Source organism: Brevibacillus choshinensis, from assembly GCF_001420695.1.
Taxonomy (GTDB): domain Bacteria; phylum Bacillota; class Bacilli; order Brevibacillales; family Brevibacillaceae; genus Brevibacillus; species Brevibacillus choshinensis.
Genome location: NZ_LJJB01000015.1, coordinates 56,657 through 79,090 on the forward strand (window position 1 = coordinate 56,657; position 22,434 = coordinate 79,090).

Sequence of the window (22,434 nt, forward strand, 5' to 3'; positions counted from 1 at the left end):
ATCGTTCCTTTGTAAACCTTATTTATCCCTTGTCAACGGTTCCACTACTTCCACGTGACCCATCAACGATTCTACCTTTTTCCCATCTTCCAAAATGACGATACGCTCAATCTCTGGGAATTGGAACAGCGTTTGTTTCAGGGCATCCAGTGCCATCGCTTCACCGCTCGATCCCATGTTGTACTGATTCTTGCTGTCTGCGTCAATCGTCAAGGTTCCTTTGTCAAAGGTAACCGAGTGATAGTGGAAATCCGTCCAGAGCGGTACGTGCTCGTCCGCCTTTTTGGGCTTCTCCAAAACCTCGAGTGTCTTTTTATACTTCTCGATGTCTTCCGCAAAAGAAATCTCCTGCTCTTCCTTTTGCAATTCCATCAAATTATTGTCGGAGTAATAGACGGAAATACTTTGCTTGGTCAGCTTCGGCTCGGTTGTCGTAGGTGGTTGATTCGAGCCTGCGGTCTGTTCGGCTGGAGCAGTTGGCTGTGGCGCTGGTTCCGCCTTTTGACCGCAACCGGCGACGAGCAGCGTAGCCAGAACTGCCATCCAAATCATTTGACGACGTTTCATCGAAAGCCTCCCTTACTGGTAAGACAAATAGTATTCGCGAATGGCTGCAACGAGTGCCTTGGCGATCTTGTCCTGGAATGCAGGATCCGTCAGCTTGGCATTCTCAGACGGGTTGGAGAGAAATCCTGTCTCTGTCAAAACAGCAGGCATCTTTGTGTTCTTGATTACATAGTAGCCTGATGGCTTGTATCCCCGGTCCGTAAACTGCGTTGCACCTTGCAGATGCTTGTGCACGATTTGGGCAAACGTTTTGCTGTTGGCATTATAGTAGAAGGTTTCCGTACCACCAGCCGTTGCCTTAGGGAAAGCATTGGCGTGAATCGAAAGGAACAGATCGGCGTTCCGCTCATTCGCAATCGCTACACGTTCGGACAGCTCGTAAAAGACGTCTGTCGTGCGGACAGGAACCACTTGGAATTCCTTGTATTGCTTGAGCAGCTCAACGACCTTGTTTGATACCGCGAGATTGTAATCTTTCTCGTGATTGCCCACGGCACCCAATGTACCTGGATCTTTACCACCATGTCCGGCATCCACTACGATCAGGAACCCTGTCTTCTGTGGCTTCGGTGTCAGCTTCACCTCAATGCCGTTATTCGTATACGTTACATTATACTGACTCTTCTGGTTCAGCTCAATGACGACCCGAACCGTGTTGGGGGAAGCGCTGTACTGGCTGTAACGCAGAGAGGCGATGAGTGGTTTCACTTCAGGCTCGTTCGTTTGGGAAGCCTGCTCTTCAGAAGAGTCCGACGGTTCAGTGACCTGATCTTGATCATCATCCTGATCCTCGTCCGTATCCTCATCTATAGAGGCATCCGGATCGCGCTCTTCTGTTTCTCCTACACTGACGATTCCGTCACTGCTCTGCCGACTAAGTTCCAGCAGATCGTCATCCAGTGCCGTCTGTGGCAGGTCAAGAACGATTCGATTGGGTCCTTCCAATGCAAAGGATTCGGCTCGAACGGACATCGATGTATGTATCCGGACCAGATCCCCTTCTTGCGAAACATCGGTCAGGTGATTGCGACGTTCGACTTCTAACATATTCTTGTTCTTGTTCCAGGTGAAGGAGCCACCCAATTCTGTTTCCAGCTGACTTACCGGGAGGGCGAGCTTGTCATCAATGGTCTTTCCGCGTTCCGGACGACTCCATTGAAAACCCTTTAGCCCCAGTTGATCAGCTACTGCTTGTGCCGACACGTACATCGTGTCATTCACCTGGTACAGACCGATCGCTTGGGCTGGTTTGCGGCCGTTCAGTTCGACTTCTGGCGTTTCATTGGCAATGACCGTACGGGAACTGTTGTCCCATCCAACGGTTACACCCAGTGATTCACCTACAAAACGCAATGGCAAGAGCATTCTCTGCTTGGATATGACCGGTGCCGTATCCAGCTTCACCTGTTTGCCATTCAGTTTTGCTTGTGTGGAGCCCAGTGTAAGGGTTAGCTGCTGGTTCCCCCTCTTGATGGTAGCTGTTCGAGCTGCTTCGTTCCAATCTACATCCGCACCAAGTCCTTCAGCTATGACACGGACCGGAACAAGGGTCCGACCATTTTTGATCTCAGGCGGTACCTCAGGGGAAACAGCTTGTCCACCGATCATGAGGTTGACGGGTTCCTCCTCGGCACTGCTTGCCGCCGCCCAACCGGGGATAAACAGCAGTACCAGCAGTGATAGCAGCAGAGGGTACAATCGTCTTTTCATCCTGACCTCCTCCGTGATGTCTGTTTTCTGTGAAAAACGTCTCGACGTTTTTCATAAACGTGAATGCGACCGCTTGCGGTCAAACAAAACGGTCATGACCGTTTTGTTTCGTTGGCTTCAGCAATCGTGCAACGTTCACCATTCTATTAGACGCTAATTGATCTGTAAAGTTTATAGTCTTTTGGAACCAAAAATAGAATGGTGTCGTTTCACGGCACTTTTTCGGCGGCTTTGCCTAACATTCACGATAAATTCCCCTTCTTCCATTTTAGTAGATTATTTAATTTTCTGAATTTTTGGTATATAATAATGGACATGTTCATTAGTCTCAGCTAAAGGAGGATTTCCATGATCTCAAAAAAGAGAACCAAGCTACTGCTTTCACTTTGTGCCACTGCTTGCCTGCTCGTACCAAACAGTGGAGCGGTCTTGGCCAACTCGGCCGATTCACCCTACACAATGATTGACCAGCGAGCAAAAGCGATCGAGCAGAAGCTGATCAACTGGCGGCACGATATTCACCAGAATCCCGAATTGGGCAATCGGGAATTTCGCACGTCCAAGCTAGTAGCCGACCATCTAAAAAGTCTAGGGCTGGAAGTGCGAACAAACGTAGCAAAAACCGGTGTGGTCGGCGTTCTTCGCGGGAAGCAGCCAGGACCTGTCGTCGCTCTTCGTGCCGACATGGATGCATTGCCGGTCGTTGAACAGACCGACTTCCCCTTCAAGTCAACGGTCAAGTCTGAATACAACGGAATGGAAGTTGGTGTAGCTCATTCCTGCGGCCATGACACGCACACCGCCATTTTAATGGCCGTGGCCGAAGTTCTGACGGGCATGAAGAATCAACTGCCAGGAACAGTCGTTTTCGTCTTCCAACCAGCGGAAGAAGGTGCCCCTGCGGGTGAAGAAGGCGGTGCGAAGCTGATGATGAAGGAAGGCGCTCTGGACAATCCCAAACCAGAAGCCATCTTCATGCTTCACACTTCATCCGGCATGAATGTCGGACAGGTCTCTTATGTATCCGGGCCTTCTACTGCAAGCGCCAACGCCTTCAAATTAAATGTCAAAGGAAGCCAGACCCACGGTGCCATGCCCTGGCTAGGCGTTGATCCCATAGTCGTCTCTTCGCAGATCATTACGGCGTTTCAAACGATCGAGAGCCGTCAAGTAAACGTGATCAAGGAGCCTTCCGTCCTGTCTGTCGGCAGCATTCACGGCGGCAATCGAAACAACATCATTCCGGATGAGGTAGACATGGAAGGGACGCTTCGTACCTATGACGAAGGGATGCGGCAAGACATTCTCAAACGTATGGAGCGAACAGCCACTATGATTGCTGAGAGCGCTGGTGCCAAAGCAAAGCTGACAGTGGAAGAAGGCATCCCAACCGTAGTCAATAACCCCGATCTCGTCGCACAAATGGCACCGACCTTGAAGCGGGTCGTAGGCGAGAAAAATGCGAACGTAGGCAAAAAGGGCACGGCTGCGGAGGACTTTTCTTTTTTCTCCAATGAAATCCCTGGAATGTCCGTCAGTTTTGGAGTTACAGCCGCGAACGAAGATCCTGCCAAAGCGGCCCCCAACCACTCGCCCCTTTTTAAGGCAGACGATGCCAGCCTGATCGTCGGCACCCGGGTTCTGGCTAATCTGGCAATCGATTATCTGAACTCCCACAAAGAATAAGCGTTATCTCATTTTGCTGGAAGCTGGTAGAATAGGCTGATCATATTGATCAGCCTATTTCCTCAGTTTGATCACGGCAGGATTGGAGTGTACCTTGATGGATTCCGCTACCTTAGGGTTCTTTATTGCGGGAATGCGCCACTCAAGTGCGGCAACAACGGAATCAGATTTTCCAAACCAAATGCGGGTTTTACTGGCTCTGGCTCTTTCGGAGCTAGGAGTGGACGGCACGCTCCAAACAAAAAGCCGCCACGCCTTTGTCCTGCACTCGATCGTGAATTCATCCACTGTAAAGTTTATAGTCTTTTGGAACCAAAAAATATCAAAATGAAAAAAGTGCCGGTTCTCGGCACTTTTCACAGGGTCAAGGTTTCCTATTCCAATTCTCTTTCCTCAAAATCATAATCAACCGGTCCCGGAGCGACATGAGCGTTTTCCAAGGCAGGAGTGTCTGGGCGAGCGATCTGATAAACGGCACCACCTACAATTTCAGCCACTTCCTGCAGCTTGTCCTTGCTGATCTTGTCAATCGTGTCTTCGGGCGAATGATACCACGGTTCAACCGGTGCATGGATAAATAGCGCTGCCGGAATTCCTATTTCCGCAAAGGGAACGTGGTCGCTTCGACCTTCCTGACCGTAGTTGACAGTCTCGGACAGCCTGGATCCTGCCGCGGCTCCCAGGTCGGTGACGACATTTTTCTCACCGTCTACTGTGTACATGATCAATTTCCCTGCATCCCGGCTACCGACCATATCCATCTGGAACATGCTCACTGTATTTTCAATTTCCTCTTCGGACAAGGACTCTGCGTATGCATATGATCCGAGAAGCCCATTCTCCTCCGCTCCGAATGTTATGAAGCGAATTTCTGTATCTGTTGGCATATTTGCCATAACTCTGGCCAGTTCAAGCGTTGTTGCCGTACCAGATGCGTCGTCGTTCGCCCCGGGTGCTCCTTCCACGGAATCGTGATGGGCACCGACGATGACGATTTGTCCGTTGTCCTTGTGCTTATCCGGTTTTTTGGTGGCAATGACGTTGTAGGAAGTGCTTTCTTTTGTTTCTGCTCCCTCTACCTCAACGGTGGCCGTCAGCGCTTCGTCCGACTCAAGCTTCTCCAGGAGCAACTGGCCTTGTTCCCGGGTTAGTGCCAAGGCAGGAACATAGCCGTCGTCTGGGCCACCGAGCGTCCCGTTGATCACACCGGAGGCGTTGTTAAAGATGATGACTGCTTCGGCGCCTGCCTCCGCTGCATTCTTCACTTTATCCGCAAAGGAGATCTCGCCGCGCTTGATCAGCGCCACTTTTCCATGCAAATCCAGATCGTCTAGATCGCCTTCCCGACCTAATTCCGCATACACCAGCTCACCGGTCACACTGCCGTTCACCCCGTATGTAAATGTGCCGAGTTCCCAATCCGTATCGTCAAATCCACTAACAGAAAAGGCGATGTCTGTCGGTCCCGAATAGCTGTAGAACTCAAAAGACTGCCGTTCTGTCTCATATCCATACGATTGGAACTTCTTCTCAATATATTTGACAGCATTGCGCTCAGAAGATGTGCCGGCCACTCTCGGTTCTGCCGACAGATCCTCAATCGTTTGATAAATGTTGTTCACCTTGATTCTTTTTACAATCTTGTTGTCAAACGCACTGTCTGATGGATGGGGTTCAGCGTAAGCAGTCATTCCGAACGTCAAGCATGCCATTAGACAAAAAGGAATTACTGATTTTTTTATCATGCTTGTCCTCCTGGTAAAAAGAATTTTCCTATTCGTATATTATTATGTGCGAATGCCATTTTTTTGTATAGACGTAATTGTCTGATATTTTCGTACAACGAATGACAGAATTCGTATCAAAAAAAAGAGGCGTTTCCAAATGAACGCCCCTCCTTTCTTACCTGAATAAGCCCCGTCTCTCTCTTTTGCTGGCCGTTTCCGCCTGCTTATTCGTGAGCATACTCAATCCACCATTCGCCACAAACTGCTGGATTATCGACATCACGGCAGGATTGGAGAGGACCTTGATGGATTCCGCTACTTTGGGGTTCTTTAATTGAGGGATCGCGCCACTCAAGTGCGGCAATAGAGGAAGCAGATCTTCCAAAGCAAACGCTGGCTTCGCTTTTTCTACCTCTCTTGGAGCTGAAAACGGACTGCGTGCCCCAAATAAAAAGCTCCCACGCCTCTTTCCACCACTTGGTCTTGTATTCATACGCCCGAGCGTATTCTTCATTTCCAGCAGGTCCTGACGCACATGATTCATCTCGCGCAGCACTTGTTCATTTGTGACGGTGTGGTCACGAGCGAGCTTATTCATCGTCTCAATCACTTGGTTATGGGAAACGGCCAGCTTGTGCCTTTTTTTCGTCTTGACTGTGATAGTCCCACCTCCCTCCTCATTTTTTCAAGCAGCTATTTAAATCGTTTTTTAATATTGTTCAGGTCGTTTGCATCAAAGCCTTTCTTGGACAGCTTGTTCATTAGGCTACCTACATTTTCAGTCCGCATCATGGTACGGAACTGGGCGACATAGGCGTTTAATTCTTGTTCAGTAAATTTTTTGCCTGTCTTTTTCCCCAAGTCACGAATCACTTCTTTTATACCCGCATCCGTCTTGAGCTTATCCTTTGGAATCGACTTCACAATGCTGAGCAATTTCCCGATGTCCATAGCGAATCCCCCCGAGTGACAGTTTGTTCCTTTTCACTCTATGTCAGGAGTCACTGGATGGTTTGGTCATTTGTCCATAAGTGAGCAAAAAAAGAAGAGAGGCACACTAGGTGCCTCTCTTTCCTTCATCACATTCCTGTGATTATTGAGCAATATCAGCGTTTTTGTAGTCAACAGCGCCGAGGCCGTCGATCACAATACCGGAAACTTTGTCATTTTGTACCCAAGAGTCGGTGTAGAAGTAGATAGGCATGATAGGCATTTCATCCATCAGGATTTGCTCAGCCTGTGCCAGGATTGCTTTACGTTTCTCTGGATCTTTTTCCAGAGCGGATTGGTTCAGGAGCTCTTTGTACTTCGGATTTTCCCAGTTGGTGTCGTTGTTGCCACCTTTTTTGTCTTTGTACAACTCCAGGAAGTTGATTGGATCGTTGAAGTCACCCAACCATCCCATGCGTCCGATTTGGAAGTTGCCTTGGTGCAGGTCCTCCAGGTACACTTTCCACTCTTTGTTTTCGATCTTCACGTCTACGCCGAGTTGTTTTTTCCATTGGTCTTGGATCGCTTCTGCGATCTTTTTGTGACCTTCGGAAGTGTTGTAAGACAAAGTAACGGTAGGCATCTTGGTGAGGCCTTCTTCTTTCATACCCTCTTCCAAAAGCTTCTTCGCTGTCTCCAGATCTTTATCTTTGAAGTAACCGTCTTTGTTCAGAGCCATAGATGGCGGAACAGCACCCGTTGCTGGAATCTGACCTGTTTGCAGAACGTTGTCGATCAAAGCTTGACGGTCAATTGCATACGTAAACGCTTTACGAATTTTCACGTTGTTGAACGGAGCTTTTTCTGTATTGAATTTGTACCAGTAAGTACCCGCAATCGGTTGAGTTTTCATTTTTCCGGAATCTTTCAAAGCTGGGATCGCGTCAGTTGGAAGAGAACTAGTTGGTGATCCAGCCCAGTCGAGCTCACCGTTATCAAACATGGACAGCTCGGTGTTCTCGTCTTCTACCATGGAGAATTCGAGTTTGTCCACTTTGACAGCGTCTTTATCCCAATAGTTGTCGTTTTTCGCCAAAGTCAGCTTGTTTTTGTGCTCCCAAGCTTCCAGTTTGAAAGGACCGTTACCCACGTGAGTTTTTGCCTCAGCAGCCCATTTTTCGTTGCCTTCAACGACTTTTTGGTTAACTGGGTAGTAAGTATAGAATGCAGTCAGCTCAGTGAAGAATGGAGTTGGGTTTTCCAGAGTGACTTCCAGTGTTTTGTCGTCAACTGCTTTTACGCCAACATCTTCAATTTTCGCTTTCCCTTTGTTGAACGCTTCACCATTCTTCACGTAGTACAGTTGGTAAGCGTAGTTGGAAGCTGTTTTTGGATCCAGAGCGCGTTTCCATGCGAATTCAAAGTCTTTCGCAGTTACTGCATCTCCGTTGCTCCATTTTGCATCACGCAATTTGAATGTGTATGTTTTGCCGTCTTCGGAAACGGTGTAGCTTTCCGCAGCAGCCTCATGTACTTTACCGTCAGCACCTGCACGAGTCAGACCTTCAAAGGTCGCACGAACGATCGTACCGGAAGTGGAATCTTCTGCAATACCCGGGTCAGCTGTTGGTGGCTCGGAGTGCAGGTTCAGTTTCAATACTTTTGGTCCAGCTGCAGGTGTTTCTGCGGCAGGAGCGCTTCCTTGGGTAGCGTTTTCTGCTGGTTTCGCTGCGTTGTTACCGCCGCCGCAACCTGCGAGTGCTGCACCAAGTACGAGGATGGAACTCATTGCTACGAAAACATTCTTTTTCATGCCATTTATCCCCCTTTTCTAAATCTTTTATCAATATACATCCTTTTATATTATTTTTAAACATGTTTTAGATTGATTTAATAAATTTTTATTTATTTATAAAGATAGTTAACCAAATATAAAAATTTATTTATCGATAAAATAATACGGAAAAAGATTCCTACTTGCCAGAAACCGCTAAAAACGTTGATATCATGCGATTCTCAATGCATACAAATAAACTCGCGGACATGAAAAATGCTCTTCTAAAATTACCTAACAAACTATTATTGCGTGAAAGATATACTATTTATAATTTAATGAATTTTCACTTATTATTTATCGTTCTACTTTTTTACATAGATAACCGAATAAATGACAAACAAAAAGAAGGGCTTACATCGCCCTTCATTCTGTAAAGTCGGCCCATTTGTAGTCGACGTAACCGAGACCGTCAATGACGACTCCTTTTACCTTTTCATCCTGAACCCACGCATAGGTATAGAAGTAGAGCGGCATGAGCGGCATCTCATCCATGAGAATTTGTTCGGCTTCTGTCAAAATAGCTTTGCGCTTCACTGGATCCTTTTCGGTATTCGATTGATCCAGTAGTGCTTTGTACTTCGGATTTTCCCAATTGGTATCGTTGTTGCCACCGTCTTTGTCCTTATACAGTTCCAGGTAGTTGATCGGGTCGTTGTAGTCTGCTAGCCAGCCCATACGCCCTATTTGATAATTTCCTTCGTGCAAGTCGTCGAGGTATACCTTCCATTCTTTCGATACCAGCTGTACATCTACCCCGAGATTTTTCTTCCATTGGCGTTGGATGTCTTCCGCAATCTTTTTATGCCCCTCGGACAGATTGAAAGAGAGTGTAATCGGCGGCAGCTTGGTGATCCCTAGCTCTTTCATCCCTTCAGCCAACAGTTTCTTCGCCGTCGCCACATCATTGTCTGTAAAGTAGCCGCCTTTCTTAAGCGACATCGTTGCCGGAACCACAGCTGTAGCTGGAAGCTGCCCTGTTTGCAGGACGTCATCAATCAAGCTTTGGCGATTGACAGCGTAAGCAAATGCTTTGCGAATTTTTGCGTTATTGAATGGAGCCTGCTCCGTGTTGAACTTGTACCAGTACGTACCCGCAAACGCTTGTGTCTTGAGATCTCCGGCCGTTCGGATAGCGGGAATTTCTTCAGATGGGAGGTAGCTAAGCGGTGCACCCGCCCAATCAATCTCGCCATTTTCAAACATCATGAACTCCGTATACTCATCCTCGACCATGGAGAAATGAATCTTGTCCAACTTCACGGAGTCCTTGTCCCAATAGGTAGGGTTTTTTGCCAATACGAGCTCCTCTTTGTGGTTCCAGCTCTCCAGTTTGAATGGTCCATTGCCGACATGGGTACTGACCTCATACGCCCACTTCTCGTTTGTCTCCACGACTCTCTTGTTTACAGGATAGTACGACGGGAAGGCGGTCAGCTGCAAGAAATAAGGAGTTGGCGCTTCAAGGGTCACCTGAAGTGTTTTGTCGTCCAAGGCTTTGACCCCCACATCGTCTACTTTCGCTTCACCCCTATTCACTTTTTCCGCATTCTTGATGGCATAGAGCTGGTAGGAATAATTGGATGCCGTCAACGGATCGAGCACCCGTTTCCATGCGTATTCAAAATCGGTAGCGGTGACCCGATCGCCGTTGCTCCATTTGGCTTCACGCAGGTGGAACGTATACGTCTTCAAGTCATCCGAAATGTCTATTTTCTCTGCTGCTGAGGGATATATCTGGCCATCCGCTCCCGCGCGAGTCAACCCGTCAAAGGTCGCTCTGATAATCGCGAATGAAATGTTATCCTCGCCCAATCCCGGGTCCAGCGTAGGTGGTTCGGAATGCAAGTTCAGATGCAGCTCCTGTTTCGCAGACTGCCCCGCATTCTTTTGATGGGCATCCGCTGCAGTAACCGTGCCGGCTGATACTGTCACAATACTCGCACATAGCAGCCCGTTCATGGCCACGCTCATAAATCGCTTCACTATGAAACTCCCCCTCCATTTACTAATCTTTTCCATATTACTTATTTTTCCAAATACTTTCAATGAAAACAAAAAAGAGAAGGGCCTCTCAGCCCTTCTCCCGATGACACTATGCGCTTATTCTTATTGAATGTCTGCCCATTTCCAGTCTACGAAGCCCAGACCGTCGAGAACAACACCTTTTACTTTGTCATTCTTCACATAGGAATGTGTATAGAAGTAGATTGGCGCTGCTGGCATTTCGTCCATGAACAATGCCTCTGCTTCTGCCAGGATTTGTTTGCGTTTCTCTGGATCTTTCTCCAGAGCGGATTTGTTCAACAGCTCTTGGTACTTAGGATTTTCCCAGTTGGTGTCGTTGTTGCCACCTTTTTTGAACTTGAACAGTTCCAGGAAGTTGATTGGATCGTTAAAGTCACCAGTCCAGCTGGAACGCGCGATTTGGAAGTTACCTTGGTGCATGTCGTCCAGGAATACTTTCCACTCTTTGTTTTCCAGCTTGATCTCAACACCGAATGCTTTTTTCCATTGGTCTTGGATCGCTTCCGCAATTTTCTTGTGGCCTTCGGAAGTGTTGTAGGAAAGAGTCAATGGAGGCAGTTTGGTGATGCCTTCTTCTTTCATACCCTCTTCCAGCAGTTTTTTCGCTGCCTCTACATCATTGTCCTTGAAGTAAGGAGTAGATGTAACTGCCATTGTTGGCGGAACCAGACCCATTGCAGGTTGTTGGTTAGCCTGAGTTACGTTGTCAATGATGGTTTGACGGTTAATTGCATAAGCAAATGCTTTACGGATTTTAGCGTTGTTGAACGGCGCTTTTTCCGTATTGAACTTATACATGTAGGTACCCGCGATTGGGCGAGTTTCCATTTTTCCGGAATCTTTCAGAGCCGGGATCGCATCCGTAGGGAGTGCACTCATAGGAGCTCCTGCCCAGTCCAGATCACCGTTGTCGAACATGGACAGCTCGGTGTTTTCATCCTCAACCATAGAGAAGTCGATTTTGTCCAGTTTGACAGTGTCTTTATCCCAGTAGTTGTCGTTTTTCACGAGAACCACTTTGCTTTTGTGCTCCCATGTTTCCATTTTGAATGGTCCGTTCGCTACGTGAGTTTTTGCTTCGCTAGCCCATTTCGGATCCGCTTCTACTACCTTTTGATTCACTGGGAAGTACGTGTAGAAAGCAGTCAGCTCCAGGAAGAATGGAGTTGGGTTTTTCAGCTTCACTTCCAGCGTTTTGTCGTCCAACGCTTTAACACCGACGTCATCCACTTTTGCTTTGCCTAGGTTGTACTCCTCAGCGTTTTTCAGGTAGTACAGCTGGTATGCATAGTTGGAAGCCGTTTTCGGATCGAGCGCTCGCTTCCATGCAAATTCAAAATCTTTTGCAGTGACAGGATCGCCATTGCTCCATTTGGAATCACGCAGGTGGAAGGTGTAGGTCATGCCATCTTCGGATACATCGATTTTTTCAGCAACGGATTCGTGTGGTTTGCCATCTTCACCGATGCGAGTCAGTCCGTCAAAAGTCGCGCGCAGCAGGGCACCGGAAGTAGAATCCTCTGCAAGTGCTGGGTCCGCTGTAGGCGGTTCACTGTGCAAGTTCATGCGCAGTACTTTTGGTCCTTTATTTTCTTCGTTAGCAGCTTGTCCGCCTTGTTCGCCAGCTTTATTATCTCCGCCGCCGCAACCAGCCAGAGCCGCACTCAAAACGAGAATCGAGCTCATTGCTGCGAATACACTTTTTTTCATAGTTTTTTGACCCCCTATTTGTCGTTAAAACCAGAAGAAAACCTCTATTGAGGCATGCTCAAAGGTGAGCGACCGCGTATTAGCGGATGGTTATGATTCAGTTACAAAGCTTCCATCACAATATACAGCATTTTTAGTCATATTAAAGAGAATTTAAGTAAGTTTAATTATGTTTTATTCGTACATCAAATTATGTAAAAGGAAATAAATTTTGATTTTTAATAAGAAAGCTTCCAGTATGTGCTTTAAAAAAAGTATCCCTCGAACCAAAAAAACTATGCAAACCGTGTTCCTTCCACTACACTTACAGTAATCAAACTGGAAAGTAATGGTTGCCAGGAAGGGAGTGGCAGCATGGGCCATCGGCAAAAACCGGAAATTTTCATCGGTTCCTCTGTAGAAGGTCTCCCCGTCGCCTACGAAATTCAAAACGCTCTAGAGCATGATGCCGATTGTATCGTTTGGCCGCAAGGAATATTCGAGCCTGGCAGCGTCACGTTGCACGACCTCATCGGAATGACCAGACAAGTGGACTTCGCCATCTTTGCCTTTACACCGGATGACCTGACTCGTTACCGGAACCAGGAAGTGAAAACTGTGCGGGACAACGTGCTGTTTGAGTTTGGATTGTTTACGGGCAAGCTGGGCATCGAACGTGTTTTTTTCATGACGCCTCGCCATGTACCCGGCATGCACCTGCCTACCGATCTGCTCGGGATTACTCCCGTGACCTATGACCACACCACAGACCCGAAGTTTTTTCCGGCTAAAATCGGTTCTGCCTGCCATCTCATTCGACGCCAACTCCAAAAATACGGTCCCATCCAGCAGGGCGTGTCAGAAAAAGAGCTCCAACGGTACATACTGACATTGGAATCACATGCTCGCTTTATGCTCTCGGCCATCGAATCGAGCGAGAGGATGCTCCCTCGCATTCACTCCGTACTGGGGGCTCTCCATAATGAATTTTGTCCCTTGGCTGATTTTCGCGTAAAGGGAACGACGCTGTTCCAACTGACTGAGGACGGAAAAGCCCTCGCGCAAATTGGTTGCTCCGGGGCAATAAAAGACCATGCAAAAACATACCTTTTGGAATACAATGGAAGTAACCCACAAGACCGGAGTTATGTAGTAGACTCGTTCTTAAGCAACCAAAAAGTGATTTCCTACACAGGGAAAAAATACGGACATGAAAAAGAGCTGATTCTCAGCTTCACGGTCGCGAAAATTTTCGTGTTTACCATTCATCTGTTAGCAAAGGAAACAACACTCGCACTTCCTGAAATTGCCGAAGAACTGATTCGAATTAATGAAGATCTCTTCTATTACTTCGAAACCATTCTGGAAAGGGGAACGTTACCATGACACCTCGAAAAGCGCATGCTCACATGACCGTCGCTGGCCAAGTCAGACCTGTTTCCCGACATGTCTCACGCCAAGTATGGCGCTCGCTGTTAGCGCAGCGCGCGAGAAAAGTCTATGGCCAGATTCCTTCTCTCCAAGGTGCGATCTATCACAATGGGCCTTCCGTGCTGGACCCGGAGGAAGGAATTGTCGTCATCGCAACCAAAGAAGCCGGCTTCAAACGGCCTCGCTATATCGGTTGATCCGTTTTTACCCATAAAAATACAGCAGGGCTTTCCCGAGGTCATCGACCCAAAAAGGGAAAGCCCTGCTTTTTTTATTTTTGTCTATACTCTTCAGGCGACATCCCTACGACTGATTTAAAATCGCGAATGAAGTGAGAGTGATCGTAATACCCCAGTTCAGTAGAGAGATCCAGCCAGTCGGCCACTTCCCCCTGATCAATGCGCATCGCAGCTTCGTGTATCCGATATCGTTTGATGACGGATTTCGGACTAACTCCGACGTAACGGTCGAACAGGCGTTGCATGGTTCGTTTATTCATTCCTGTTAAACGTACGGCATCCTCTACCCTGATCACTCTGCGGTCGTCTCGAAAGGTCATGACCAGCTCGTGAACGAGAGAAACATTCGGATCCTTTTCCGGCAATCTTTCTGCCAAAAAAGCTTCTATCCGACTCACCATGCTCTGATCATCAGGTGCGGACAAAATGAAACTCTCGAGCGGCCCACTTTCAATACCAAAAACTTCTTCTATAGTCGCAGTGCTGTCAGTCAGGTGAGAAACCGGGGCACCCAGAAACGGGTAAAAACCACCGGGCTTGAATTTGATGCCGACCACCCATCCATGATCCTTTACAATACGTACGGAGGTGGATCGTCCTACGCCATAAATGCGTGTGCCGTTCTCTTCAACGACTAGATTGACGTTTGGATGGGCGATCACGGTCTGTTTGTACGGCTCCTGACCACGTAAATCCCATCTGACGATCCAGTAATGCTGCACAAAATATTGTGTCTCAACAGAAGGTGCGTACCTTACGAGCGAAAATTTTTGATCGTTCTCTGCCAGATGAAGGACCCCTTTGGGTAATCCATTAACAGCTCTATTCAATGAGCGCTCCTCCTGTCGTCTATTTCCAAAACAGCCTGCCTTCCATTTCCTATTCTAAGAATAGTAGGTGGCAGAGTTGAATACAATTCACATTTCTGTTTTGGGGGCAAACAGGAGGAGCATGAGTGAGATTTCAGCTAATCTACTGCACCATTTCTGCCCACTTCAAATCGATGAATCCAAGACCATCCACTTGTACGCCCTTCACCTTGTCGTTTTGTACCCAAATATCTACATCCGTAAAGAGCGGGATCACAGGCATTGCATCCATAAATATCTGTTCAGCCTCTGCAAACAGCTGTGTACGTTTTGAGGGGTCACTCTCCAAGGCGGACTTTTGAAGCAGTTCTTTGTAGCGCGTGTCCTCCCATCCCGTATCGTTGTTTCCGGTCTTTGCATCCCGGAACATTTCCAAGTAGTTGATCGGATCGTTAAAGTCCGCGTTCCAGCCGAGACGGCCAATATCATAATTCAGAGAATGCAAATCTTCCAAATGCACCTTGAACTCCTTGTTAGCCAGCTTCACATCAATGCCAAGGGCTTTTTTCCATTGATCCTGCACAGCCTCAGCAATCTTTTTGTGCCTGTCGGTCGTATTGTATGACAAGGTGATTGGCGGAAGCGAAGTGAGACCCAGTTCCTTCAATCCTTCTTGGAGCAATTGCTTGGCAGTTTCCGTATCATGATCCTTGAAGTAGCCCTCTGACTTAATGATCATCGATTGCGGCAGCATCCCCATGGTCGGCACCTGACCTACCTGTGTGATATTGTCTACGATGCTCTTACGATCGACCGTGTAGGACAACGCTTTACGTATCTTGGCATTGCTGAGTGGCCCTTTGGTTGTGTTCAGCTTATACCAGTACATTGTCGCTTTCGGATGCACGACCAGTTTTCCAGACTCTTTCAGTGCCGGGATTGCATCTGTAGGCAATCCTCCAAGCGGTTGTCCCGCCCAATCCAGCTCTCCATTTTCAAACATAGACAGTGCAGTGCTGTCGTCCTCGATCATGGCAAAATCAATCTGATCAAGCTTTACAGCATCCTTATCCCAGTAGTTCTCGTTCTTTTCCAGAACAATCTTGCTCTTATGCTCCCACGACCTCATTTTGAACGGACCGTTACTCACGTGAGTAGCTGCTTCGTTTGCCCATTTCGGATTGGCTTCGACAATTTTTTTATCAACCGGATAATAGGTATAGAAGGCGGTCAGTTCCAGGAAGTAAGGCGTCGGGTTTTCTAGCGTCACTTCTAGCTTCTTGTCATCCAGTACCTTGACGCCCAATTCTTCAGGCTTCGCCTTTCCGGTATGCACTTTTTCCGCGTTCTTGATGTAGTACAGCTGGTAGGCGTATTCTGCAGCAAGCTTAGGATCGAGTACACGCTTCCAGGCAAATTCAAAGTCTTGCGCTGTCACCGGGTCTCCATTGCTCCATTTCGCATCTCGCAGAGTGAACGTGTAGACGCGATTGTCATCAGATACCTTGATATCGGATGCCATCGAATTCATTGGTTTTGAATCTTTGTCCAAACGGGTCAATCCATCAAATGTCGCTCGCACGACAGCACCTGAAGTAGCATCCTTCGCCAAACCAGGGTCAGCCGTAGAAGGCTCACTCGTCAGATTTGCACGGAATACTTGCGGCTTTTTCTCTGCTGTTTGTGCCGCAGGTGCTCCCGTCTCTTGTTTGGGTGGTGTAGATGCTGACGGTTGCGCCCCACCGGAACAGGCTGCCAAAACTGTACCGACTACCAGGAGCAAGCCAGCAAACAGACTTACTTTCTTTTTCATCTGAATGTTCCCCCTTATCAAAAAATTCCTTTTCCAACAAAATATACTCGACTGATAGCTCATTTGAGAATGGGGTTTGCATAGATTTCATTTAATTTTATGAATATTTATACTATTATTAAAAAAGATAAACCCAACCAGCCTCATGGACCAGTTGGGTTTTTTGTTTATTGATCAATTATTTCGTTCCTTAGAATGCTGGAACAATTGCACCTTTGTATTTCTCTTGGATGAACTGTTTCACTTCCGGGGAGTTCAGCTCTTTCACAAGTTTTTGCATCGCTTCTGAGTCTTTGTTGTCAGGACGAGCTACCAGGTAGTTCGCATATGGAGAATCCTTGTCTTCTAAAAGCAGAGCATCTGTCGTTGGAACCAGTTTTGCTTCCAGAGCGTAGTTTGTGTTGATCAGCGCCAGATCTACTTCTTCCAGTACGCGTGGCAGCATCGCTGCTTCTACTTCTTTGAACTTCAGGTTTTTCTTGTTTTCTACGATGTCTTTTACGGTACCGCTGATGCCTACGCCGTCTTTCAGCTTGATCACGCCGTTTTTCTCCAGAAGAGCCAATGCGCGGCCGTTGTTAGTTGGGTCGTTTGGCAGAGCGATTGTTGCTCCATCAGCTAATTCTTCGATTTTCTTGATCTTTTTGGAATAAGCACCAAATGGCTCGATGTGTACCGCTACCACTGGTTGCAAGTCCATGTTTTGGTCTTTATTAAACTGTTCCAGGTAAGGTTTGTGCTGGAAGAAGTTTGCGTCGAGTTGTTTTTCGTTTACTTGTACGTTTGGTTGAACGTAATCCGTGAATTCCTTGATTTCCAGGTTCACGCCTTGGTCCTTCAGTTTTGGCTGAATGTATTTCAAGATTTCAGCGTGTGGAACTGGAGTTGCTCCAATATTCAAAGTCACCGCTTCTGTACCTTTGGAGCCTTGTGCGCCACCCTCAGCTGGTGCTGGAGTCGCTTCTGGTTTGCTGCCGCAAGCTGCAAGAGAGAATGCCAATACAGTCGACAGTACAGATACCACTAATTTCTTCACGGAAAAATCCCCCTTTTTCGTCTATGCATCTTTTAGAACTATATATGGAAAGACCTTACTTACGGCTGAATTTCAAAACCAACCGATCCCCAAAGGACTGCAAGATCTGCACCAACACGAGCAAGATAATGACGGTTACTACCATGACATCCGTCTGGAAGCGCTGATAGCCGTAGCGAATTGCCAGGTCACCCAGTCCGCCTCCACCGATTACCCCAGACATCGCAGTGTAAGATACGAGCGTGACAGTCGTGATCGTGATGGCCGCAATCAGACCGGAACGTGCCTCGGGTAGCAGGACACTCCACACGATCTGCCAGTTGGAAGCACCCATCGACTGCGCTGCTTCGATCACACCTCGATCGACTTCACGCAATGAGGTCTCTACCAGCCTAGCGAAGAAAGGAGCTGCCCCGATCACCAGTGGCGGAATCGCACCCAGCACGCCCAGCGAAGTTCCCACAATCGCTTTCGTGACCGGAATCAACAAGATCATGAGAATAATGAAAGGAACTGAGCGCAAGATGTTGACCACAATCGATGCGATTGAGTAGAATGCGCGATTCTCCAAAAGCTGGCCTCTCGATGTGAGGAACAGGATCACACCTACCGGCAAACCGATCAAAACAGCAAACAGTGTAGAAAAGCCAAGCATCGTTAGTGTAGCCCCTGTGCCTTCCGCTATTTCAGCCCAGTCCACATTTTCTAGTGTCAATCCCATTTAAATCACCTCCACTTCAAGGCCGCGCTGCCGCAGCGTCTGGATCGCACGCTCACTCTGTTGGGCATCGCCTTCCAGCTCAACGACCAGCTGGCCATACGGTGTATCCTTCATGCGCGAGATCGTACCTTGCAAGATGCTGAATACGGTACCGGTCTCTTGCATCGTCTGAAATAAGATCGGCTGGTATGTCTGCTCTCCCAAGAAGGTAACCCTCGCGATGGTTCGGTTGCCTGTCGCTTTTTCCTGAGCTACCGCTTCACGCAGCTCTGTCGAATCCGCCACTTGCTCCACGAATTCTTGTGTGGTTGGATGCTGTGGCTTCAGGAAGACATCCAGCACCTTGCCAGACTCGACAATGAGCCCTCCATCAATGACACCGACGCGATCACAAATCGAGCGAATGACGTGCATCTCATGGGTAATCAGTACGATGGTCAAGCCCAGCTTGCGGTTGATATCCAGCAGCAGAGCCAGAATGGAATTGGTTGTCTGCGGATCCAATGCTGACGTAGCCTCGTCGCACAGCAGAACCTTTGGATCGTTCGCCAGCGCACGGGCGATGCCCACGCGTTGCTTTTGCCCACCCGACAATTGGGAGGGGTACTTGTCTCGATGTGCTTCCAGTCCGACCAGCTTCAGCAGCTCGTCCACCTTTTGACGGATCTCCGCCTTGGGACGCTTCGCCAACTTCAAGGGAAACGCCACATTGTCTCCTACCGTTGCCGAGGACAGCAGGTTAAAATGCTGAAAGATCATTCCTACCTGCCGACGCTGCTCCTGCAGCTTATGATCGTCCAGCTTGGTCAGCTCAACCCCATCGACAAATACTTGCCCAGAGGTTGGACGCTCCAGCAGATTGATACAACGGATGAGCGTACTCTTCCCCGCACCGGAATGCCCGATAATCCCGTAAATTTCTCCCTTTTCTATCGTCAGATCAATCCCGTGCAATGCTGGGATCGTCTTTCCCTGTACTTGATAGCTTTTTTGCAGATTGCGTAATTGAATCAACGAGTCCACCTCCCTTTTTAGAAAACTTGGCTACGCTAAGCCTTGGCGCCGGCGAAGCCATAGTTGTGCTTTTACTATCATCCTTAGAAGATTTATACTTTCCGATAGTACAAGAAACTTCTATGATTAATAAACAACGAGCCCCTTTTTCAACAAACGAAAAAGGGGCTGCAACGTATATCACGTTCGCATCCACCCTTCTCATCTATCAAGATCCAAACAATCTTGTAGGAATTGGCACCGCGACTTCCATGTAAAAAAACATGGGCCGGTTGCCGGGCTTCATAGGGCCTGTCCCTCCGCCTCTCTTGATAAGAAAGATATCCACGTATATTATGTTCATATTTCGAAATTCAATGATTCAATGATACAAATCGGATTATATCCCTTTTGAAAAACAAACGTCAATAGAAATAGAAGGAAAAAATGTTTTTTTGCAATGCAATTTCTTTGATTGTTAATCCATTACGCCATTTCGGATGATGGTCGCTTTCACATGAAACCGAAACGTGGCTTCCTTGAACATCTTCCGCCATTCACCGGTCGTCATCTGATGTTCCCCTGTTCCTTATACGGATAGGTAAGCAAATCATGGATAGTCTTCCCCAAAAAACCAATTTGGTACAAAAAAAAACAGCACGCTCATTGAGGCGTGCTGCTCGTAGATGGATCTTCGACTGTCGTATTAGCTTGTTTGGTAGCTGGCTGAATCGCTTCCTGAATAAAAGCTTGAACTTGATCAACATCTGGGACGAGCACAGAGCCAGCTCGATGCGATTCATGGAACATGCCCATCGGTGGAAGCTGGTACTTCCCTGGATTTTGCGTGTTGAGATTCAACCCTAAGGAGGACAGCTTCATCATATCCATCGTTCCGATGTTTGTTTGGACGTATGGTGTTACTTCTTTCAAAATCGAAGGTAATTGGATCAGGGTCGTACCCTTTTTCATCTGATCAGCTACTGCGGCCAACAATTTACGCTGACGCTCCGTACGCGTATAATCGGAGGTGGCATCATGACGGAATCGCACGTATTGCAATGCTTTATTTCCGTCCAGCTGCTGGACACCCTTTTTCAAATTAATGTCGTAAACGCCTTTATCCGTAGGGTCGTGGTAGTACATATTTTTCTCCACATCCAGCTCGACACCGCCTACGGAGTCAATCAATGCCTTGAAGCCTTCAAAATCGGTAATGACATAGCGATCAACAGGCAAGCCAGTGAACTGACTGACGGTCTTCATCGCCAAATCGGGCCCGCCATCGACAATCGCCGCATTGATGCGCGAACTGCCGTTACCCGGAACATCTACATACGTGTCCCGTAAGATCGAAAACAGATCGTATCGCTTGCTGACCGGGTCAATGCTCACGAGCATCATGGAATCAGATCGTGGCAATCCGTTATTTTTCATGCCCCTGCGATCCACACCCATCAACAGGATATTGACGCGATCCTTCCCGTCCCACTGAGGTATTTCAGCAGCCTTTGTCGCTGCTCCACCATCAGGCAGTGGGGAGATTACATTGGGCTCTTGAATATCTTGAGCAAACTGATAAAAGGAATACCCGTAGTAACCTGCCGTAGCGGCCACTACTACAAGTACAATCAACAACATTCGTTTCCATATTCGCATATAGAATGACTCCACCTTTAGTCTCTGTATCGGTTAAATCGACTCTCCGCTTTGTTTAGTATACTCGAAACTGCGGAAAGTGGAGCAGCCTTTATTTGGGTTGAGAAGCAGGGTTATTTACTAAACATTTTAATTTACAAAGTATATAAAAGAAGCTATACTGTTCCATATCTTATCACAAAGGATGAGTCCTATGATCTCACCAGCCTCTCTTTTGCAACGCTATCCGCGAGAAGCTTTATTGTTTTTGGTAGCCAGTTTTATCAACGCTTCCGGAAGCGCTTTCATGTGGCCACTAACCACTTTGTACGTACATACGGTTCTGCAACGCTCTATGACTGAGGCGGGCTTTGCCCTCATGCTGCAGTCTCTTGCCGGAATCATCGGTCAATTTGTCGGTGGTTCCCTGTTTCATCGGCTCGGAGCCAAGCGCCTTATCGTGGGTTCCCTGTTTTTGCAAGGCTGTATCCAGCTAGCTATCCCGTTTACAAGCAGCTGGAATCTCTACCTTGCCCTGATGATCGGACTTGGGTTTACTTTCAACCTCTCTTCTCCTGCGATTCAGGCGTTTATCGGTTTTCGCTGGAAGGAGCAGCGACGTGAATTGTTCAATATTGTGTACGTGAGCAATAACCTAGGAATGGCCATCGGCACTTCTCTGGCGGGTATTGTAGCTGCCATTTCGTTTCAGTTTACCTTCTTATTGAATAGTGCCAGCACCCTGCTCTTTGCGCTCTTCTTTTTTATCTTTATGAAGCATATCACTCATCAAGAATTAGTCGGTGACTCTGCTGTACACGCACAAAAACGTACGGGTAAAGAGACACTGCAGCTGCTGTACAAATATCAGCTGTACCTGTTCATGGCGATGGGCGCTGGCTTTATTTTCTTTTCTACCACGGTCTGGAATACCGGAGTCGCTCCCCATCTGACGGGTTTGGGCATGCCACTATCCAACTACAGCTGGCTATGGACCATCAACGGGATTATTATTTTTGCTGGTCAGCCAGTCACGAGCTGGATCAAACGCTTGTTACGACAAAGCTTGTCAGCCCAATTGGTAGCGAGTGCTGTAGCTTATGGTGCAGGCTTTGGGTTTATGCTGCTATTCCACAGCAGTTACCTGGCATTTATCCTGGGAATGATCATCACCACTTTTGGAGAGATGCTCATTTCTCCCACCATCCCTACTTTTATCACGGAAAAAACGAGTGATGCTGCACCTTTTTACCTCGGTATGGTAGGCGCTATTACTGCGGTTGGACGCTTACTGGGCCCACTGGCAATGGGATACATGTACGATCATGGCGGAATTGAGCCAACTTTGCTGCTGGCAACAGCTGTCTCCTCAACGGCTGTCCTCCTTTGCCTGATGCACGCATCCTTCCACCGCAACCGAATCGGTGCCTCGACCCGCTCCAATTAATCGCATTTTACCCTGTACAAATACGTTTGACGCAAATAAAAACCGTTCGTTTCTTTTCTTGAAGAAACGAGCGGTTTTTTGCCTCTTACATTCACTTACCGCAATAAAAAAGCCCCTCTTCTCAATAGAGGGACCC

General features: G+C 47.7%; 20 protein-coding genes and 1 riboswitch. Of the genes, 5 read left to right on the plus strand and 15 right to left on the minus strand.

The features are described from left to right. Positions 1 to 18: 18 nt before the first annotated feature. Together AN963_RS28680 and AN963_RS28685 are read right to left on the minus strand one after the other, a co-directional pair. A complete protein-coding gene (locus AN963_RS28680) occupies positions 19 to 567 on the minus strand; it encodes a GerMN domain-containing protein (protein ID WP_055747972.1) in 549 nt (182 codons plus the stop codon). A gap of 12 nt (positions 568 to 579) precedes the next feature. Next, positions 580 to 2,277, minus strand: coding sequence for an N-acetylmuramoyl-L-alanine amidase (locus AN963_RS28685; protein ID WP_055747973.1), 1,698 nt, complete (start codon positions 2,275 to 2,277; stop codon positions 580 to 582). A 348-nt stretch (positions 2,278 to 2,625) separates the two neighbouring features. Between AN963_RS28685 and AN963_RS28690 the strand changes: the two genes are divergently transcribed. Continuing rightward, a complete protein-coding gene (locus tag AN963_RS28690; protein WP_055747974.1) occupies positions 2,626 to 3,963 on the plus strand; it encodes an amidohydrolase in 1,338 nt (445 codons plus the stop codon). Between the two features lie 97 nt (positions 3,964 to 4,060). Then, positions 4,061 to 4,294 carry a hypothetical protein gene (locus AN963_RS31295; RefSeq protein WP_161827313.1) on the plus strand — a complete coding sequence of 78 codons (234 nt, stop codon included), beginning with the start codon at positions 4,061 to 4,063 and terminating at the stop codon, positions 4,292 to 4,294. A 43-nt stretch (positions 4,295 to 4,337) separates the two neighbouring features. On the opposite strand, the gene AN963_RS28700 is transcribed toward AN963_RS31295, so the two are convergent. The 6 genes from AN963_RS28700 to AN963_RS28730 all read right to left on the minus strand — a co-directional run bounded on the left by AN963_RS28700 (position 4,338) and on the right by AN963_RS28730 (position 12,192). Continuing rightward, complete coding sequence (locus AN963_RS28700) at positions 4,338 to 5,708, minus strand: M28 family peptidase (protein ID WP_055747976.1); 1,371 nt, start codon at positions 5,706 to 5,708, stop codon at positions 4,338 to 4,340. Between the two features lie 157 nt (positions 5,709 to 5,865). Next, complete coding sequence (locus AN963_RS28705) at positions 5,866 to 6,288, minus strand: hypothetical protein (protein ID WP_055747977.1); 423 nt, start codon at positions 6,286 to 6,288, stop codon at positions 5,866 to 5,868. A gap of 95 nt (positions 6,289 to 6,383) precedes the next feature. Then, a complete protein-coding gene (locus tag AN963_RS28710; RefSeq protein ID WP_055747978.1) occupies positions 6,384 to 6,641 on the minus strand; it encodes a hypothetical protein in 258 nt (85 codons plus the stop codon). Positions 6,642 to 6,783: 142 nt separating this feature from the next. Then, complete coding sequence (locus AN963_RS28715; RefSeq protein ID WP_055747979.1) at positions 6,784 to 8,433, minus strand: peptide ABC transporter substrate-binding protein; 1,650 nt, start codon at positions 8,431 to 8,433, stop codon at positions 6,784 to 6,786. Between the two features lie 387 nt (positions 8,434 to 8,820). After that, the gene (locus AN963_RS28725; RefSeq protein ID WP_055747981.1) at positions 8,821 to 10,440 is read right to left on the minus strand and encodes a peptide ABC transporter substrate-binding protein; all 1,620 of its coding nucleotides are present in this window, start codon (positions 10,438 to 10,440) and stop codon (positions 8,821 to 8,823) included. Positions 10,441 to 10,563: 123 nt separating this feature from the next. Further along, positions 10,564 to 12,192, minus strand: coding sequence for a peptide ABC transporter substrate-binding protein (locus tag AN963_RS28730; protein ID WP_055747982.1), 1,629 nt, complete (start codon positions 12,190 to 12,192; stop codon positions 10,564 to 10,566). Between the two features lie 354 nt (positions 12,193 to 12,546). Between AN963_RS28730 and AN963_RS28735 the strand changes: the two genes are divergently transcribed. Both AN963_RS28735 and AN963_RS28740 read left to right on the plus strand, forming a co-directional pair. Continuing rightward, entirely contained in the window at positions 12,547 to 13,557 is a 1,011-nt protein-coding gene (locus tag AN963_RS28735) for a nucleotide-binding protein (protein ID WP_055747983.1), read from the plus strand. Further along, a complete protein-coding gene (locus tag AN963_RS28740; protein ID WP_055747984.1) occupies positions 13,554 to 13,799 on the plus strand; it encodes a hypothetical protein in 246 nt (81 codons plus the stop codon). Before AN963_RS28735 ends, AN963_RS28740 begins: the two co-directional genes overlap by 4 nt. A 74-nt stretch (positions 13,800 to 13,873) precedes the next feature. On the opposite strand, the gene AN963_RS28745 is transcribed toward AN963_RS28740, so the two are convergent. The 7 genes from AN963_RS28745 to AN963_RS28770 all read right to left on the minus strand — a co-directional run bounded on the left by AN963_RS28745 (position 13,874) and on the right by AN963_RS28770 (position 20,872). Beyond that, on the minus strand, positions 13,874 to 14,671 hold the full coding sequence (locus AN963_RS28745) for a helix-turn-helix transcriptional regulator (RefSeq protein WP_055747985.1): 798 nt from the start codon (positions 14,669 to 14,671) through the stop codon (positions 13,874 to 13,876). Between the two features lie 142 nt (positions 14,672 to 14,813). Beyond that, the gene (locus AN963_RS28750; RefSeq protein ID WP_055747986.1) at positions 14,814 to 16,463 is read right to left on the minus strand and encodes a peptide ABC transporter substrate-binding protein; all 1,650 of its coding nucleotides are present in this window, start codon (positions 16,461 to 16,463) and stop codon (positions 14,814 to 14,816) included. A gap of 190 nt (positions 16,464 to 16,653) precedes the next feature. Beyond that, positions 16,654 to 17,499 (minus strand): MetQ/NlpA family ABC transporter substrate-binding protein, encoded by an 846-nt coding sequence (locus tag AN963_RS28755; RefSeq protein WP_055747987.1) that lies wholly within the window; start codon positions 17,497 to 17,499, stop codon positions 16,654 to 16,656. 55 nt (positions 17,500 to 17,554) lie between these two features. After that, a complete protein-coding gene (locus AN963_RS28760; RefSeq protein WP_055747988.1) occupies positions 17,555 to 18,220 on the minus strand; it encodes a methionine ABC transporter permease in 666 nt (221 codons plus the stop codon). After that, a complete protein-coding gene (locus tag AN963_RS28765; protein WP_055747989.1) occupies positions 18,221 to 19,234 on the minus strand; it encodes a methionine ABC transporter ATP-binding protein in 1,014 nt (337 codons plus the stop codon). Positions 19,235 to 19,432: 198 nt separating this feature from the next. Continuing rightward, positions 19,433 to 19,552: riboswitch (SAM riboswitch) on the minus strand. Positions 19,553 to 19,691: 139 nt separating this feature from the next. After that, positions 19,692 to 19,784, minus strand: coding sequence for a Ger(x)C family spore germination C-terminal domain-containing protein (locus AN963_RS32195; RefSeq protein ID WP_236708138.1), 93 nt, complete (start codon positions 19,782 to 19,784; stop codon positions 19,692 to 19,694). Positions 19,785 to 19,876: 92 nt separating this feature from the next. Continuing rightward, positions 19,877 to 20,872, minus strand: a complete 996-nt coding sequence (locus tag AN963_RS28770; protein ID WP_055747990.1) for an LCP family protein — start codon at positions 20,870 to 20,872, stop codon at positions 19,877 to 19,879. A gap of 193 nt (positions 20,873 to 21,065) precedes the next feature. Here AN963_RS28770 and AN963_RS28775 point away from each other — a divergent pair, with 193 nt between their 5' ends. After that, positions 21,066 to 22,298: an MFS transporter gene (locus AN963_RS28775; RefSeq protein WP_055747991.1), complete on the plus strand. Its 1,233-nt coding sequence runs from the start codon at positions 21,066 to 21,068 to the stop codon at positions 22,296 to 22,298. The last annotated feature ends 136 nt before the right edge of the window (positions 22,299 to 22,434 follow it).